General features: G+C 67.2%; 16 protein-coding genes and 2 tRNA genes. 10 read left to right on the top strand and 8 right to left on the bottom strand.

The genetic code is table 11. The features are described from left to right. Positions 1 to 16 precede the first annotated feature (16 nt). The 4 genes from FXN61_RS04455 to FXN61_RS04440 all read left to right on the top strand — a co-directional run bounded on the left by FXN61_RS04455 (position 17) and on the right by FXN61_RS04440 (position 5,434). A complete protein-coding gene (locus FXN61_RS04455) occupies positions 17 to 1,147 on the top strand; it encodes a glycoside hydrolase 5 family protein (protein ID WP_167970502.1) in 1,131 nt (376 codons plus the stop codon). Between the two features lie 4 nt (positions 1,148 to 1,151). After that, complete coding sequence (locus FXN61_RS04450) at positions 1,152 to 4,061, top strand: alpha-mannosidase (protein ID WP_167970500.1); 2,910 nt, start codon at positions 1,152 to 1,154, stop codon at positions 4,059 to 4,061. Positions 4,062 to 4,064: 3 nt separating this feature from the next. Continuing rightward, on the top strand, positions 4,065 to 4,964 hold the full coding sequence (locus FXN61_RS04445) for a glycoside hydrolase family 18 protein (RefSeq protein WP_167970498.1): 900 nt from the start codon (positions 4,065 to 4,067) through the stop codon (positions 4,962 to 4,964). A gap of 230 nt (positions 4,965 to 5,194) precedes the next feature. Beyond that, the gene (locus tag FXN61_RS04440) at positions 5,195 to 5,434 is read left to right on the top strand and encodes a hypothetical protein (RefSeq protein WP_167970496.1); all 240 of its coding nucleotides are present in this window, start codon (positions 5,195 to 5,197) and stop codon (positions 5,432 to 5,434) included. On the opposite strand, the gene FXN61_RS04435 is transcribed toward FXN61_RS04440, so the two are convergent. From FXN61_RS04435 to FXN61_RS04425, 3 genes are read right to left on the bottom strand one after another with little or no spacing between them, the layout of a single operon-like run. Continuing rightward, positions 5,435 to 6,397 (bottom strand): ABC transporter substrate-binding protein, encoded by a 963-nt coding sequence (locus tag FXN61_RS04435; RefSeq protein WP_167970494.1) that lies wholly within the window; start codon positions 6,395 to 6,397, stop codon positions 5,435 to 5,437. A gap of 11 nt (positions 6,398 to 6,408) precedes the next feature. After that, entirely contained in the window at positions 6,409 to 8,289 is a 1,881-nt protein-coding gene (locus tag FXN61_RS04430; RefSeq protein ID WP_223165312.1) for an ABC transporter permease subunit, read from the bottom strand. Between the two features lie 59 nt (positions 8,290 to 8,348). After that, positions 8,349 to 9,362, bottom strand: coding sequence for a quaternary amine ABC transporter ATP-binding protein (locus tag FXN61_RS04425; protein ID WP_223165311.1), 1,014 nt, complete (start codon positions 9,360 to 9,362; stop codon positions 8,349 to 8,351). Positions 9,363 to 9,581: 219 nt separating this feature from the next. Between FXN61_RS04425 and FXN61_RS04420 the strand changes: the two genes are divergently transcribed. Then, entirely contained in the window at positions 9,582 to 10,550 is a 969-nt protein-coding gene (locus tag FXN61_RS04420) for an ABC transporter substrate-binding protein (protein WP_223165310.1), read from the top strand. Here the strand turns inward: FXN61_RS04420 and FXN61_RS04415 are convergent. Beyond that, positions 10,547 to 12,322 (bottom strand): hypothetical protein, encoded by a 1,776-nt coding sequence (locus tag FXN61_RS04415; protein WP_167970488.1) that lies wholly within the window; start codon positions 12,320 to 12,322, stop codon positions 10,547 to 10,549. The two genes, FXN61_RS04420 and FXN61_RS04415, sit on opposite strands and share 4 nt — an antisense overlap. Between FXN61_RS04415 and FXN61_RS04410 the strand changes: the two genes are divergently transcribed. Then, entirely contained in the window at positions 12,321 to 13,082 is a 762-nt protein-coding gene (locus FXN61_RS04410; protein ID WP_167970486.1) for an alpha/beta hydrolase family protein, read from the top strand. The genes FXN61_RS04415 and FXN61_RS04410 overlap by 2 nt on opposite strands. 50 nt (positions 13,083 to 13,132) lie before the next feature. On the opposite strand, the gene FXN61_RS04405 is transcribed toward FXN61_RS04410, so the two are convergent. Next, positions 13,133 to 13,206 (bottom strand) — tRNA-Pro (locus tag FXN61_RS04405). A 62-nt stretch (positions 13,207 to 13,268) separates the two neighbouring features. Here FXN61_RS04405 and FXN61_RS04400 point away from each other — a divergent pair. Then, positions 13,269 to 13,339 (top strand) — tRNA-Gly (locus tag FXN61_RS04400). A gap of 370 nt (positions 13,340 to 13,709) precedes the next feature. Here the strand turns inward: FXN61_RS04400 and FXN61_RS04395 are convergent. Next, complete coding sequence (locus FXN61_RS04395) at positions 13,710 to 14,264, bottom strand: NAD(P)-dependent oxidoreductase (protein ID WP_167970484.1); 555 nt, start codon at positions 14,262 to 14,264, stop codon at positions 13,710 to 13,712. Positions 14,265 to 14,321: 57 nt separating this feature from the next. Here FXN61_RS04395 and FXN61_RS04390 point away from each other — a divergent pair, with 57 nt between their 5' ends. From FXN61_RS04390 to FXN61_RS04380, 3 genes are all read left to right on the top strand, one after another. Beyond that, positions 14,322 to 14,648 (top strand): winged helix-turn-helix transcriptional regulator, encoded by a 327-nt coding sequence (locus tag FXN61_RS04390; RefSeq protein WP_312877543.1) that lies wholly within the window; start codon positions 14,322 to 14,324, stop codon positions 14,646 to 14,648. Beyond that, positions 14,638 to 14,973: a VOC family protein gene (locus FXN61_RS04385; RefSeq protein WP_167970480.1), complete on the top strand. Its 336-nt coding sequence runs from the start codon at positions 14,638 to 14,640 to the stop codon at positions 14,971 to 14,973. Before FXN61_RS04390 ends, FXN61_RS04385 begins: the two co-directional genes overlap by 11 nt. 186 nt (positions 14,974 to 15,159) lie before the next feature. After that, positions 15,160 to 15,495, top strand: a complete 336-nt coding sequence (locus FXN61_RS04380; protein WP_167970478.1) for a histidine triad nucleotide-binding protein — start codon at positions 15,160 to 15,162, stop codon at positions 15,493 to 15,495. On the opposite strand, the gene FXN61_RS04375 is transcribed toward FXN61_RS04380, so the two are convergent. Together FXN61_RS04375 and FXN61_RS04370 are read right to left on the bottom strand one after the other, a co-directional pair. Further along, complete coding sequence (locus FXN61_RS04375; protein ID WP_167970476.1) at positions 15,476 to 16,099, bottom strand: MBL fold metallo-hydrolase; 624 nt, start codon at positions 16,097 to 16,099, stop codon at positions 15,476 to 15,478. The two genes, FXN61_RS04380 and FXN61_RS04375, sit on opposite strands and share 20 nt — an antisense overlap. Continuing rightward, positions 16,096 to 16,776, bottom strand: coding sequence for a 2-phosphosulfolactate phosphatase (locus tag FXN61_RS04370; RefSeq protein WP_188134661.1), 681 nt, complete (start codon positions 16,774 to 16,776; stop codon positions 16,096 to 16,098). Before FXN61_RS04370 ends, FXN61_RS04375 begins: the two co-directional genes overlap by 4 nt. Positions 16,777 to 16,782 lie beyond the last annotated feature (6 nt).

The following is a 16,782-nucleotide window of genomic DNA, read 5'->3' as shown; positions in this document are numbered from 1 at the left end:
AGAAGGAGATTCGGCCTTGCGTTTCGGCGTGAACTACACCCCGTCGACCGGCTGGTTCCACCACTGGCTCGACTTCTCCATCGACGACGTCAAAGCCGACTTCGAGTCCATCGCCGGCCTCGGCCTCGACCACGTGCGGGTGTTCCCGCTGTGGCCGGTGTTCCAGCCCAACCGCGGACTGGTCCGCCCCAAGGCCGTCGAGCAGCTCGCGCAAATGCTCGACGCCGCCCACGAGACCGGTCTGGACGTGCAGGTCGACGTGCTGCAGGGCCACCTGTCGAGCTTCGACTTCTACCCGTCGTGGGTGCAGACCTGGCACCGCCGCAACATCTTCACCGACGCCGAGGTGATCAGCGGGCAGAGGTTCTACATCCGCACGCTCGCCGAGGCGCTGAAAGACAAGCCCAGCTTCCTCGGCTTCACCCTGGGCAACGAGGTCAACCTGCTCACCGAATCGAACCCCTGCACGCCGGAACAGGCCGGCGAGTGGATCGACACGCTGCTCGCCGAGTGCGACAAGGCCGCACCGGGCCGGCCGCACGTCCACTCCGAGTACGACGCCGTCTGGTACGAGAGCGAACACTCGTTCCTGCCCGAGCACGCCGCCAACAAGGGCGCGATGACGACAGTGCACTCGTGGGTCTTCAACGGCACGGCACAGCGTTACGGGTCTCTCTCCGCCGAGAGCGTCCATCACGCCGAATACCTCGTCGAACTGGCGAAGGCGCACGCGAAGGACCCGCAGCGGCCCGTGTGGCTGCAGGAGGTCGGCGCCGCCCAGCCCGAGATCAGTGCCGAGCAGGCGCCCGAGTTCGCGGAGCAAACGCTTGCGAACGTGCTGACCTGCGCGAACCTGTGGGGCATCACGTGGTGGTGCTCGCACGACGTCGACCGTGCGCTGGTGGACTTCCCCGATCGCGAGTACGAGTTGGGGCTGTTGACGACGGAACGCAAGGTCAAGCCGCTCGGAGAAGCGATCGCCCGGATCGTCCGCGACGCAGGGCGAGAGGCGACGCCGGCACCGGTCGAGCGCACGCCGATCAAGCTGCACGGCAACCGGCCCTCGTGGGGACCGGGTGGCGCTTTCTTCGAAGAGTGGATGAATCTCGCGCGCAACGGCGTGCGGGCCTCGATCGAGCTGGGGTGAACACATGCACGACGAACGCGCGCTGCTGGAAGAACGACTCAACCGCACGCTGAAGGAACGCATCCGCCCGGCGATCTACGGCGAGACCGCACCGCTCGACCTGGCCGTGTGGACCGTGCCGGACGAGCCCGTCCCTGTCGGGGAAGCCCTTCGAGCCACCTACGAACCGGCGAGCGTCGGCGACGCCTGGGGCGCACCGTGGAGCACGAGCTGGTTCAGGCTGACCGGGCAGGTTCCGCAGGCGTGGCAGGGCAAGCAGGTCGAGGTCGTGCTGGACCTCGGCTTCACCCACCCCGGCCCCGGCTTCCAGTCGGAAGGCCTCGCGTACAACGCGGCCGGCGAACCGATCAAGGGCATCGAACCGCGCAACACGTACCTGCCAGTGGACGGCTCGGAAGTCCTGTTCTACCTGGAGGCCGCGGGCAACCCGACGATCCTGGACTTCCACCCGTTCCTGCCGACCCCGCTGGGAGACAAGGAAACTGCGGGGTCCGAGCCGTTGTACAAGATCCTCAAGGCTGAGCTCGCGGTGTTCCAGCCGCAGGTGTGGCACCTGATGCTCGACATCGAGGTGCTGCAGAGCCTGATGAAGGAACTGCAGGAGCACGACCCGCGCCGGCACAAGATCCTGCACGCGCTGGACCGGGCGATGGACGCGCTGGACCTCAACGAGGTCGCCGCCACCGCCGACCTGGCACGACAAGAGCTTTCCGGTGTGCTGGCGTTGCCCGCGAACGCCTCCGCGCACAAGGTCTCCGCGATCGGCCACGCGCACATCGACAGCGCCTGGTTGTGGCCGCTGAGGGAAACCGTCCGCAAGTGCGCCAGGACGTTCTCGAACGTCACCAAGCTGATGGACGAGTATCCGGACTTCTACTTCGCGTGCTCCCAGGCGCAGCAGTACGCCTGGATGAAGGACCACCACCCGCACGTGTGGGACCGGGTCCGCGAGAAGGTCCGGAGTGGACAGTTCGTGCCGGTCGGCGGCATGTGGGTCGAGTCGGACACGAACATGCCCGGCGGCGAGGCGATGACACGCCAGCTCGTGCACGGCAAGCGCTTCTTCCTGGACAACTTCGGGGTGGAGACGGAAGAGGTCTGGCTGCCGGACTCGTTCGGCTACAGCGCCGCGCTCCCCCAGCTGATCAAGCTCTCGGGCTCGCGCTGGTTCCTGACGCAGAAGCTGTCGTGGAACCAGATCAACAAGTTCCCGCACCACACGTTCTGGTGGGAGGGCATCGACGGCACCCGGATCTTCACGCACTTCCCGCCGGTCGACACCTACAACTCCTCTCTTTCAGGTGAGGAGCTGGCCCGCGCGTCGCGCCAGTTCGCCGAGCACGCCAAGGCTTCGCGGTCGCTGGTGCCGTTCGGGTACGGCGACGGCGGTGGCGGCCCCACCCGCGAGATGATGGAGACCGCGCACCGGGTCGCGAACCTCGAAGGCTCACCGACGGTTCGGGTGGAACCTCCGCGCGACTTCTTCCAGGCCGCGCAGGACGAGTACCCGGACGCACCGGTGTGGGCGGGCGAGCTGTACCTGGAGAAGCACCGCGCCACCTACACCACGCAGGCCAAGACCAAGCAGGGCAACCGGCGCAGCGAACACCTGCTGCGCGAGGCGGAGCACTGGGCGACCGCGGCCGCGCTGGAGGGCCACGAGTACCCGTACGACGACCTCGACAGGCTGTGGAAGACCGTGCTGCTGCACCAATTCCACGACATCCTGCCGGGCAGCTCGATCGCCTGGGTGCACCGCGAGGCCGAGGCCACCTACGCTCGTGTGGCGTCCGAGCTGAAGGCGCTGACCTCCAAGGCCATCGACGCGATCAAGGGCGACGGCGACGAGGAGCTGACGTTCGACGTGCTCGGAGGCTGCGCACCAAAGCCGTTCGTCGCGCCCGTCGACGGCGTTCTGGACAACGGCAGGCTTCGCGTCACGATCGACGCCGACGGCATCGTGCTGTCCATCCTGGACCTGGAGGAGAACCGCGAGGTCCTGCCGCCGCACGGGTTCGCAGGCATGCCCCAGCTGCACCGCGACAACCCGAACCAGTGGGACGCCTGGGACATCGACCCGTTCTACCGCAACTGGAAGGCCGACCTGGTCCCGTCCGAACGGGTCGACTCCTCCGACGGCGTGGTCGTGCGGGCGAAGTTCGGCAACTCGGTGCTCACCCAGACCATCCGGCTGCGGGAAGGCGCCAAGCAGGTCGACTTCGACACCGAGGTCGACTGGCAGGAACGGGAGAAGCTGCTCAAGATCGCGTTCCCGCTCGACCTGCGCGCCGAGGTCTCGACCGCGGAGACCCAGTTCGGGCACCTGCACCGCCCGGTGCACACCAACACCTCGTGGGAGGCCGCGAAGTTCGAGATCTGCGCCCACCGCTTCCTGCACGTCGGCGAGCCCGGCTACGGCGTCGCGGTGGTCAACGACTCGACCTACGGCCACGAGGTCACCCGCACCACCCGTGAGGACGGCGGAACCACCACGACCGTGCGCCTGTCCCTGCTGCGCGCACCGCGGTTCCCCGACCCGGAGACCGACCAGGGCGAGCACCGCTTCCGCTACGCCCTCGTGGTCGGAGCGGGAGTGCAGGAAGCGATCGACGCCGGGTACCGCATCAACCTGCCGCCGCAGGCCGTCCGCGGCTCAGCCGCACCAGAACCGTTGGTGCGGACCGACAACCCCGCGGTCAGGGTCGAGGCCGTGAAGCTGGCCGACGACCGGTCGGGCGACGTCGTCGTCCGGCTTTACGAGGCGCACGGCGGTCGTGCACGCGCCTCGATCAGCACCTCCTTCGCGTACAAGGGAATCCAGGAGACCGACCTGCTCGAACGGCCTCTCGGTGACGCCTCGGCAGAGGTGGTGCTGCGCCCCTTCCAAGTGATCACCCTGCGGATTACGAGGTAGCGCATGAAGAAGCTGTTCCTGGCCTTGCTGCTGGTGGTGCTCGCCGCACCACCGGCGCAGGCCGCAACCCAGAAGCGGACCGTCGTCTACTACCAAACCCAGTACAGCAACGGTGCGACCGGAACGTACGTCTCGCCGAAGCCTCTGATCGACCGCAACACCGGCGTGACGGACGTCCTCGTCGCCGCGATCCACCTCAACGACAACAAGATCGTCCACCTCAACGACCACCCGCCGTCGCACTCGCGGTACACGCAGATGTGGAAGGACCTCGCCGCGATGCAGGCACGCGGCGTCAACGTGATCGGCATGGTGGGCGGCGCGGCGCCGGGCTCGTTCCAGCGGCTCGACACCAGGTTCACGGAGTACTACCCGTTGCTGCGAGACGTGATCCGCACGTACAAGCTCAACGGCGTGGATCTCGACGTCGAGGAGCGCATGTCGATCGCGGGCATCCGGCGGGTGATCGACCAGCTGAAGGCGGACTTCGGCGCGGGCTTCATCGTCACGCTCTCGCCGGTCGCCAGCGCCTTGCAGGGCGGCGGCAACCTGTCCGGCTTCAACTACGAGGACCTGTACCGCAGCCACGGTTCGAAGATCGCGTGGTTCAACGGCCAGTTCTACAACGGCTGGGGCAACGCCGGCAGCACCACCAACTACGACCAGATCATCAACCGGCGGGTGATCCCGGCGAACAAGGTCGTGCTCGGCACGCTCACCAACCCGGCCAACGGCGGGTCGGGCTACGTGAACATGACGACGCTGGGCAACACCGTGCGGTCGTTGAAGACCAAGTACGCCAACTTCGGTGGCGTGGCGGGGTGGGAGTACTTCAACTCGCTGCCCGGCGGCACCGCGGCGCCGTGGCGGTGGAGCGCGGACGTGACGGCGATGCAGCGCTAGTTCCACCGTGAACGGGCGGGGTGCCCGGCACCCCGCCCGTTCACGAGCGAACCTGCGGTGCGACGTTCGGCGCAGGCCCCTTACGCGGCCGCGGGAGCCTCTAGGACCTGCGCCTCAGCACCGGAGTAAGGGGTCTCACGGCGCAGCCTTACGTGATCGTCTGATGTAAGGGCCCACCCCTCAGCAGCACTCTCATCCTCATCAGCAAGACGAACTGAGGAGTGAGTCAGATGGAGTGGACGCCCGAGGCGATCAAGGCGGAGATGGACTACCGGCAGGCCGCCCTGTGGGAGGACGCCCGCCGCGTCCAGGAGTACTACCGCAACGGCGGGAAGCCCCGCTCGTGGTGGCACCGGATGACACACCGGCACGAGCCTGAGGTCCCCAACGGACAACAGGCTGCCTGGATGCCGGGGGTGGTCGTGGGGTGGTTCCTCTCGTCCGGGAACCACCCCACGACCTTGCGCTGACTACGCCTTGGCCAGCCAGGCCTTCACCTTGTCGGCGTTGGCCTCCGCCCACTTCTTGGCGGCGTCCTCCGGCTTCATCTTGTCCTCGGCGATGTACTTCGCGACCGTGTTCTGGTCCTCGTTGGTCCACTTGAAGTTCTTGACCAACTGGAACGCCGGGCCGTTGGCGTCGGCGAACTTCTTGGACACGATCTTGTCGAGGTCGTAGTCCGGGTAGTCGCAGGCGACCTTCTCGGCGTCGGCGTCACAGCCCGCCTTGTACTCGGGCAGCTTCACCTTCGCGAGCTTGATCTCGTTGAGCAGCCACTGCGGCGAGTAGAAGTAGCCGATGACCCACTTCTTGTCCTTCTCCGCCTGGCGGAACGCCTGGATCAGAGCGGTCTCGCTGCCGCCGTAGACGACCTTGTAGTTGAGGTTCAGGTTCTTCACCAGAGCCTCGTCGTTGGTCACGAACGACGGGTCGCCGTCGAGCAGCTGGCCCTTGTCGCCGGACTCGGACGTCTTGAACTGGTCGGCGTACTTGTTGAGGTTGTTCCAGTCGAGGATGTCGGGGTGCTCCTTGGCGAGCCACGGCGGCACGTACCAGCCGATCTGGCCCTTCACACCCGTCGAGCCCGCGCTGACGGCGGTCTTCTGCTCGTCGATGTACTTCTTGCGCAGGTCGTCATGGCCCCAGTTCTCGACGACGGCGTCGACCTCACCGGTGCCGAAGCCCTGCCAGGCGACCTCTTCCTTGAGCTCCTTCTTGGTCACCTTGCACTTGAGCTCCTTCTCGGCCACGTACGCGAGCACTGCCGCGTTTGCCTCGTAACCGACCCACGGGTTGATCGCGAGGTTGAACGTGCCGCAGTCACCGGCCGCACCCGACGAGGTGTCACCGACCTTGGCGCCACCGCAACCGGCCAGTACCACGAGCGCCACGAGCCCTGCGCTCACAGTTCCCAGCACGTTGTGCCTAGCCACTTCCGAACCTCCTAGTTGGTCCACCGCTTGGCGGCCGCCTGGGTGAGGCGGTCGAGCATCACGCCCAGCACGACGATCGCGACACCGGCCGCGAGCCCCTTGCCGTACAACTGGCCTTGCGAGAATCCGGCGACGACGTCGTAGCCGAGCGCGCCGGCGCCGACGAGACCGCCGACGACGACCATCGAGAGCACGTAGATCAGCCCCTGGTTGGCGGCGAGGGTCAACGCCCCGCGCGCCATCGGCAGCTGCACCTTCACGATCGTCTGCCACGAGCTGGAACCGAGTGCCGTGGAAGCTTCGACGGTCGCGGGCGACACCGCGCGCACACCGTCCGCGATGATCTTGATGGCGACCGGGGCTGCGAACACCACGGCCGCGATGATCGCGGTGAAGCGGGACGCGGCGAACAAAGCGAGGAACGGCACCAAGTACACGAACGCGGGCATCACCTGTGCGGCGTCGAGAATCGGCCGGATGGCCCGGTCCGCGCGCCTGCTGCGGCCCATCCACACGCCGACCACGACGCCGAGGACCATCACCATGATCGTGGCGACCAGAGTGGACGCCAGCGTGATCATCGAGTCCTGCCACAGGCCGGTCGCGACCAACAGACCGAGGCACACCGCGGAGACCACAGCGGACTTCAGGCCACCGATCATGAACGACAGCGCCACGATCACCAGGGCCACCAGGAACCACGGCGACTCCGCCAGCAGCGCCTGCAACGGGTTGATCAGCGCGAACGTGACGAAGTCCTTGAAGCCGCCCGTGATCACCGGCAGCGAGTCCTGCACCCACTCCGTCACGGCCGTCGCGCCCTGCCGGATGGAGCTGCCGATCTCCACGTCCGTCGGGAACTCCGCCGCCCACAGGTAGGTGTACGAGAAGTACACGGAGACGCCCGTGACGCCGAGGCCGCTGAACAGCGCCCAGCGCGGGAGCGAGCGGCGTTCGGTCGCGGCGGTCGTCACGCGGTCCAGCACGATCGCCAGCACCACGATCGCCAGGCCCGCGTTGAACGCCGTGCCGACGTCGAGCGTCTGCAACGCCTTCACCACGGTCTTGCCGAGACCCGGCGCGTCGATCAGCGCGGCGATCGTGACCATGGACAGCGCGGCCATGATCGTCTGGTTGATGCCGAGCACGATGGTCTTGCGCGACGACGGCAGCAGCACCTTCACGAGCGTCTGTTGCCGGGTCGCGCCAAGAGATTCGCTCGCTTCGACCGTGGTGCGCGGCACTGAGCGGATGGCGTGCGCGGTGATGCGGATCGCCGGCGGCGCGGCGTAGATCAGCGTGGCGATCGTCGCCGAGGCAGGGCCGATCAGGAAGAACAACGTCAACGGTGCCAGGTAGACGAACGTCGGCATGGTCTGCATGAAGTCGAGCACCGGCGTCAGTACCCGGTTGGCCCGATCGGACAGGCCGGCCCAGATTCCCAGCGGAATGCCGATGAGCAACGAGATGACGACCGCGGCGAGCGTCAGCGAGAGCGTGTCCATGCTCTCCTGCCACAGGCCCTGCAGTCCGAGGAACACGAAGCCCGCGATGGCGAGCAGCGCGACCCGCCAGCCGGCGACCGCGAGGCTGACGAAGCCCGCGATCCCGACCACGCCGAGCCAGCCGATCATCGGCACCGGCCTGCCGAACGACGGCTGCGCGATCAACGCCTGGATGAAGGTCACGAACTCGTCGATGACGAGCCGGATCTCGTTGAAGAAGTACAGGAACACCGGGTTGGAGTTCCTGGACGCGCCGATCGCGTCGTTGACGCTGTTGACCCACCGGTGCAGCGGGGTCAGCTCGGAGGCGTCCAGCGGCAGCGTCCCGAAGTTGCGGAACACCAGCCACAGCACCAGCCACGCGAGCACGATCCCGCCGACGATCACAAGCCGCTTGTATCGATCGAAAAACAGTGGGACCTGCCGCGGCGCGGGAACGGCGACCATCACGCCTCCCCGGCGACGACCCCGAGGATCTCCTCGTCCGCCACCACGCCGAGCAGTTCGCCGTCCTGCACGACCTTCACCGGCTTGTCAGCGCTGAGCACGCTGCGCACGGCTTCACGCACAACGGTTTCCGGCCCGAGCTCGGGTCCGTCCAGCTCGTCGTCGGGACGCGGCGGGCGCATGATCCACTTGAGCGTCAGCACGTTGGAGCGCGGCACGTCCTTCACGAAGTCGCGCACGTAGTCGTCCGCGGGCGCGCCGACCAGCTCGTCGCCGGTGCCGACCTGCACGACCTGGCCGTCACGCATGATCAGGATGCGGTCGCCCAGCTTGAGCGCCTCGCTCAGGTCGTGGGTGATGAAGACCATCGTCTTGCCGACCTCGCGGTGCAGCCTGATGACCTCTGACTGCATGTCGCGCCGGATCAACGGGTCCAACGCGGAGAAAGGTTCATCGAAAAACAATACATCTGGATCACCGGCGAGGGCGCGCGCGAGACCGACGCGCTGCTGCATACCGCCGGAGAGTTGGTCCGGATAGGACTTCTCATTACCGGTGAGACCCACGAGGTCGATCACTTCCTGTGACCGCTCTCCACGTTTCGCCCGCGGTACCCCGCGGATTTCCAGCCCGTAACCGACGTTGTCGGCCACGGTCCGGTGCGGGAGCAGACCGAAGTGCTGGAACACCATGGAGAACTTGTTTCTGCGCAGGTCACGCAGACGTTTGGCGTCCGCCTCGAGAATGTTCTCGCCTTCGAACATGATCGTGCCCGCGGTCGGCTCCACCAGCCGCGTGAGGCAACGGACCAGTGTGGACTTTCCAGACCCGGACAGGCCCATGACCACGAACATCTCACCAGGAGCGACGTCGAAGTCCACTCCGCGCACGGCGGCGACGGCACCTGTGCGGTCCATCAGCTCCTGCCGTGACAACGATTTCAGCTCGTCCGATGCCACCACTTGAGACGCGTTCGGGCCGAACACCTTCCACAGGTCCCTGACCGAAATCACGGGATCCACGCCAAACCACTCCGACCTGTTGCGGACTACGCACACCGTTCCTCGATGCGCGCCAGCATTAACCTTCGCACGGATGCGGTCAAGGGCTGCTACAAATTCCGTCCTTTGTGGACAACCAATCATCCCATGACTTGACGCAGTGTGATCGATCGGGAAAAGCTGAACTGAGCGGTCTCCTGTACCGCTGTTCCCCTCGACGAGGAGCTGTTCGTGCAAGCCCCCAGAATCGCTCTGGCAATCACGCTCGTGTTGACAATTGCCGGATGTGGCGGTGGATCGACGTCGTCTTCACCGCGCTCCAGTTCGGCAGCACCGACAGAGCCCTGCGACTCCATCACCATCGCGGTCAACCCGTGGGTCGGCTACGAGGCGAACGCGGCCGTGATCGCGTACCTCGCCGAGAAGCGGCTCGGCTGCAAGGTGACCAAGAAGGAAGTCGACGAGCAGACCGCCTGGCAGGGACTCGACTCCGGCGAGATCGACGTGATCCTGGAGAACTGGGGTCACGAGGACCTGAAGCAGAAGTACATCGACGAGAGGCGCACCGCCGTACGGGTCGGCCCGTCCGGCAACAAGGGCGTGATCGGCTGGTACGTGCCGCCGTGGATGAAGAAGACCTACCCGGACATCACGAACTGGCAGAACCTCAACAAGTACGCGAACCTGTTCGTCACCCCGCAGTCCGAGGGCAAGGGCCAGGTGCTCGACGGCGACCCCTCGTACGTGACCAACGACGAGGCGCTGGTGAAGAACCTGGGTCTCAACTACAAGGTCGTCTACGCGGGCAGCGAGCTGGCGTCGATCAAGGCGTTCCGCCAGGCCGAGGAGAAGAAGACGCCGCTGATCGGCTACTTCTTCGAGCCGCAGTGGCTGCACCTCGACATCGAGCTGGTCAAGATCGACCTGCCCGAGTACAAGGCCGGCTGTGACGCGGACGCGGCCAAGGTCGCCTGCGACTACCCGCGTTACGAGCTCGACAAGATCGCTTCCAAGAAGTTCATGGACAAGGGCGGTCCCGCCGCCCGGCTGATCCAGAACTTCCAGTGGAGCAACGACGAGCAGGACGCGGTCGCGTCGTTCATCGCCAAGTACAAGATGTCGCCGGACGAGGCGGCGCGGCGGTGGATCGAGGCGAACCCCGACCGGGTCGACGACTGGCTCACGAAGGCCAAGCCCTAGCTGTTGCCCCTGGACCACCACTTCTCGTCGGGGCCGGAGATGTCCTCGACGCTGAGCCTGCGAACGGACCCCGCTCGCTTGAGCCGGGCCACCAGCTGGTCTTGTCGTTGCGCGAGCCGGCGGTAGATCTCCACCGTGGAGGTCTCCTGCCGGCTCCGCTGTCTTTCGACGGTCCGCCAGTTTCCGAGGAACTCCAGCGTCAGATCGGCGACGGCCTGCCCCGCATGTGCCGTGAGAGTGTCGGCGGGTGACGCGAACCGTCCCGCGTGAAACGCCAGATTCCTGGTGACGTAGAGCCATTCCAGCACCGCGGCGGCGGTGTTCTCCTGTTCGCGCAGCCAGCCGGCGAGGTCCTTCGAGTCCGCGAGCCTGCTCCGCCAGAGCTCCACCAGGTCCTGCACCAGGCCACCCTCGTTCTCGGCCAGCGCCGTGACGGCTTCCTGGGCGGCTGTGAGCTGCTCGTTCGGGCGATTGTGCCTGATCAGCACCTCCAGCCAGGCGTCAACCGACCTCAGGTGGTGCTTCACTCCGATTGTCGGCACCTGCGCGGCGAGCGGGAGCCGCAGCTGGTCGTCGTGGTTGGTGACCACCACGTGCAGGCTGATCAGGTGCTGCCGCAACATCTGCAGCGCGCACGCCTTGGCCAGCCACGCGATCTTGCTCGGGTCGAGCCCCGTCGCCTCCAGCGCGCTCCACGCGAGCCCTGCGCTGGCCATCGGCGCGTCGACCTGGCGGGCCAGGTTCGCCACCCGCATCGCACTCCGCAGCTCGGCGGCCCAGTACGCGGTGAGCGGGTAGGCGTTGCCGACCGTGCGCTGGTGCTCTGTGCCGCGCGTGACCCGTCCGCCAGGGCCACTGACCTGCCAGACCGGCGCGATGTTCAGCTCGGTGAGCCGCTCCCCCGCCGCGTACTGGTCGAGCACCTCGTTGAGGATCCGCCGGCCCCGCAGCGCCGCCGTGTGCGTGTCGGCCGCGTCGACCGGCAGCCGCACCAGCACCGACGAGCCGTTCACGGCCTCCTTCAGGAAGTCGTCTTTCGGCAACCGGTTGCGGTGCAACGGCTCCTGCCTCGCCTGCGGCAGCAGCTCGTCCAGGTGTCGCAGGACCCGCGCGCCTCTCACCACGAGCGCCACGACGTGCTTGCGCTCGTCCGGCCAGAGCACCTCTTTGAGGCCTCCCGGCTTCTTGAGCCACCTCAGCAGGTCCGCGCGAAGCTGCCTGCCGTCGCGGCCGTGCACCGCCACGACGACCGCGACTTCGGCGATCATCCTGGCGCGCAAGGGAAGTTCGACACCGTTCCACAGTGGAGTGATCCACCCCTGCACCGCTGCCTTGAGCGCTGCCGGGTCGAGCTTCGCGGCAGCCGCCGCCGTGACCTGCGGATCGAGCTTCTGGCCGTCCGCCGCGACGGCCGCGTCGACGTCGAGGAGAACCTTGCGCGCCGCGGCGAGCTCCTTGGCCCCACCGCGGGCGTACGCGGGCCTGGCGGCGTCCATGCACGCGAGCGACGTGGCGATGATGCGCCGCAACAGGTTCCACCGCGGCTGGTCCTCGGTGGCGTGACTCTCGAGCGCGGCCTGCGCGCGGGTGACGGCGAGGAACGCACTGTTGAGGCCCGCCACGTGTTCGCCGAGGTGCGCGTCGGGGTCGAGAGCGCGCAGCACGCCCTGCAGCAACGCCCGTTGCCCGCGATCGAGCCCGGCCTCGTCGAACGCGTGCCGCAGCCGGGCGTCGAGGTACTGGTAGCGCACGTGACGCACCATAGACTTCATGGACAACAGGAAAGCGGTCTTCGCGGGCACCGACGGGCAGTCGCTGGCCGGCCGGCTCGAACTGCCTGCCGGAGAGGTCGTGGCGACCGCCGTGTTCGCGCACTGCTTCACCTGCGGCAAGGACTCGGTGGCCGCCACACGGATCTCCCGCGAGCTCGCCGCACGCGGCGTGGCGGTGCTGCGCTTCGACTTCACCGGCCTCGGCCAGTCCGACGGCGACTTCGCGAACACCACGTTCACGTCCAACGTCGACGACCTGGTGTGCGCCGCCAACCACCTGCGCGACACCATCGGCGCCCCGAGCGTCCTCATCGGACACTCACTGGGCGGCGCGGCGGTGCTGGCCGCCGCCCACCGCGTCGCGGAGGTCCGTGCCGTCGTCACGATCGGCGCTCCCGCCAACACCACCCACGTGGAGCACCTGCTCGGACCGTCCAAAGACGAGATCGAGGCGCTCGGCGTCGCCGAGGTGCTGCTGGCCGGGCGGCCGTTCCGGATCAGCAACGACTTCCTGGTCGACATCAACCAGCAGAACCAGACGGCGTGCATCGCAGGGCTGAACCGCGCACTGCTGGTCATGCACTCGCCGCAGGACGACCTGGTGGGAGTGGAGAACGCCAGACTGATCTTCGACTCGGCCCGCCACCCCAAGTCGTTCGTCTCACTGGACGGCGCCGATCACCTGCTGACCGACCGCGCGGACGCCACTTACGTGGCAGAAGTGCTCGCCGCGTGGGCCAGCCGCTACCTGGTGGAATGACGACGAAAGCCCCCGGCGAGGTTCCTTCGCCAGGGGCCAACGTCAACCAGTCGGGGCGACAGGATTTGAACCTGCGACCCCCCGCTCCCAAAGCGGGTGCGCTACCAAACTGCGCCACGCCCCGGTTGCAACCAGCTTACCGCCCTACGTTAAGCTCATAACCGCAGCCCCTCTTCGAGGGGCCACGCGGGCGTAGCTCAATGGTAGAGCCCTAGTCTTCCAAACTAGCTACGCGGGTTCGATTCCCGTCGCCCGCTCGCGACCGAGGCCGACCCATGTCTGCGGAATGCGCAGACCGGGTCGGTCTCTCGGGTTTTTTCTGGGGGCCGAGCCCCCAGACCCCCAGCCGGGGGCGAGCCCCCGGACCCCCATATGACGTTGTCGGAGTGACGTTGTCGGGGCAGAGTGTGGTGGTGGGGGCGGAGTGCGGTGGTGGGCGCCGTGGTTATGTGCGGGTGGGACGCAGGGTCGGGTTGGCCCTTGCATTTGTCCCGGGGGCCGAGTTACCCGATCCGATGTTGGAGCGAGCCCCGTATGACGTGGCTCACATCGGGGGCATGTCCGCTGTGTGCGCCGGTGCGTGTGGCTGGTACTGAGGCTGTGCCGGATGGGCTGGTCACTCGTGGGTCAGGTTGAGGCCACTCCTATTTGAGTGTGGTGGTGGGTGGGGCGGTCGATTTCGTCTGCTACTGCTTGGGCGAAGTCCTCGTAGGTCAGCTCGTTTGTTGGGTCTACCTGGCCCAGCAGGTACGTTCCTGTGGGCTTGCCGCCGAAGTTTCCGGCGGGGCTCATCACCAGCCAGTCCGCGTTGGACCGTGCCAGCACCTCTATGCCCGCTGCGTGGCCCAGGCAGAACGGCTTGTGCTCGTCTGGGAAGTCTGGGCTGTCGATCACTCGCACGCCCGGTGAGGTCTCCATCAGCGTGTAGATGCCGACCACGATGATCCGCCCGGCCCCGGACGCCACTAGGGCGCGGGCCGCCTCTGTGTAGAACTCTGCAGGGTCGCGGGAGAGGTCCGCCACCGCGCTCACAGCGACGTCGTGGCCCGCGGCCACTTGTGCCGCGGCTTGCACGCCTGGGTCTCGCCCGATCTTGGTCACCTCGTGGCCGCGGGATTCCGCGACGGCCGCGATCTGGCGTCCTGCCTTGCCGGACGCTCCGAAAACAACGATCTTCGCCATGAGCGCGAAGGTAGGGTGCGGGTGTCCGGTTTCCGCAACGATATCGGGGGTGACCAGGTGGAATGCCAGCACGGTGACCTGCCTTACCGCATAGGTGACAAGTGGACCGCGCACGTGTTGCGAGGGCTGCAGCACGGGCGCCAGAGGTTCTCCGAGCTGCGGGCTGGAATGCCGTCCGTGACGCCCAAAGTGCTCACCGAGACGTTGCGAGCCATGCAGCGCGACGGCACGGTGACACGCGAGGCGTTCGACGAGAACCCGCCGCGGGTCGAGTACGAGCTGACCGGACAGGGCCGCAAGATGCTCGGACTGCTCGACCTGTGCTGTGACTGGGCCAGGGAGAACTGGGTCCGGGAGAACCTGGTGGAGACCGATGCGTCTTGAGCAGATCGTCATCGACAGCAACGACCCGAGCCGGCTGGTCCGGTTCTGGGCCGAGATGCTCGGCGCCGAGCCGGTGAACCGCGAGCACGGGTGGGCGCACGTCGCGCCGGCCGGTGGCGTGCGGATGTCGTTCCAGCCGGTGCCCGAGCGCAAGGACGTGAAGAACCGGCTGCACCTCGACTTCGAGGTCGACGACATCGAGGCCGCTGTCGTGAAGGCGGTCAACCTCGGGGCATCGCGCGAGGGCCTGATCGTCACGGACGAACAGGGCAGCTTCCAGGTCATGCGCGACCCGGAGGGCAACGAGTTCTGCTTCGTCCACTGAGGAACTACTGAACCGCGCGCCAGAGCGCCTCACCGAAGCGGATCGCGACGATCACGAGCAGCACGCCGATCGCGAAACTGATGAGGCACCGAACGATGATCAGCAGCTTGGCGCCCTTCACCCCGCCATGATTCAACGGTGAACAGCGAGAACAACAGCACCCATCGGGACCAATACCATCTCGGTGTGACTGACTGCCTGTTCTGCCGCATCGTCGCGGGCGAGATCCCGGCGACCGTGGTGACGGAGACCGACACCACGCTCGCGTTCCGCGACATCGACCCCAAGGCCCCCACGCACGTCCTGGTGATCCCCAAGGAACACCACCAGGCGATCGGGGACGTCGACCCCGTGCTCGCGGGGCAGATCCTCGCGACCGCGCACCAGGTCGCGAAGTCCGAAAGCGTCGACGAGTCCGGCTACCGGCTCGTGTTCAACACCGGCAAGGACGGCGGCCAGACCGTCTTCCACGTGCACTGCCACGTCCTGGGTGGACGCGGTCTCACGTGGCCTCCGGGTTGATCTCCCCCGGAATCGCCATCTCCCGCACGAACCGCGCGTCGACCGGGTTCCCGTGGCCCGGCACCACGATCCGCGGGTTCAGCTCCAGCATCCGGTCGAGAACGTTGCGCCAGTTCGACGGCGTGGCATCCGATCCGGCCTGAGCGGGAGCACCCTCCTCCACGAGGTCGCCCGCGAACACCACATCAACGTCCGGCACGTGCACGATCACGTCGTGCGAGGAGTGCGCTGGGCCGAAGTGGTACAGATCGACCCTGCGGCCGCCGACGTCCAGCGTGACGGTGTCGCGGAACGTGTGGGTGGGCGCGATGAGCCTGCCCTCGAAGGGCTCTGCGTAGTACCTGGCGCGGCTTTCGAGCAGGCTCTCGTCCACGACGCAGTCTTCGTGCGCCCACACCTCGCACGGCAGGAACGCCTCCGTCGCGAGCACGTGGTCGAAGTGGTTGTGCGTCAACACGATTCGCGACGGATGGACTTCGCGCGCGAGCGCCGGGTCCATCCCGGAGTCCACGAGCAGCGAATCACCTGATCCGGTGATGAGACCGAGGGTCAGGTCCAGTTCGGTGTGCCGCCGGATGAACACCCCTGAAGCGATCTCGATCACCGCAGAACCCCGTTGATCAGAACCCCGTCGACCAGAACCGGCACCGCCCTGCTCACGCCGATCTCGACCGCCAGCGCCACATCGGCCGCGTGCCCGTTCTCGATCAGTTCCCTGCCCGACCCGCACTCCGAAACCGCGGTCGCGACGTCGGTGTTCAGGAACGCCGTGGCCGCGAGCCGCGCCTCCGGCGAAGCCTCCCCGTCCAGCGCCGCGAGCACCGCCCCCGCGCCGAGGAAGTCCTCGACGCACGGCCGCAGCGGCCCGAACTCACGCGGCCCGCTCTTGAGGATGTCGAGCCCCCACCGTTCGCCGCCGGGCACGACCCCGATGGTCTTCCCCAGCTCCTGCGCCCGCTCGGCCACCGCCGAGGCGTTGCGCAGGCAGGCCGCCAGCACGTGAGCACCGGTCTTCGCCGCCAGTGAGCAGAGGTTCGACCCGTTCGGCGACGGCAGCTCGACCAACCCGGCCGCCCCGACGAGTGATGCTGGTCGCAGCGTCTTGCCCGACGAGGGCTGCCACCGCGACGGCCGAACCTGTCCGCCGTTGCCGACCACCAGGTCGACGGACGTCGTGAACGACAGCACGTCGACGACAACCAGCACGTCACAGCCCCGCAGCGCCTCAACGCCCTCAGGCCCCCACTCCAGCCGGAGCCGGTACCCCTCCTGAGCAAACATGCTCAC

This window comes from Lentzea indica (genome assembly GCF_012184385.1).
In the GTDB taxonomy this organism is placed as follows: Bacteria; Actinomycetota; Actinomycetes; order Mycobacteriales; family Pseudonocardiaceae; genus Lentzea; species Lentzea indica.
This window is presented reverse-complemented; position numbering and strand designations above follow the sequence as displayed.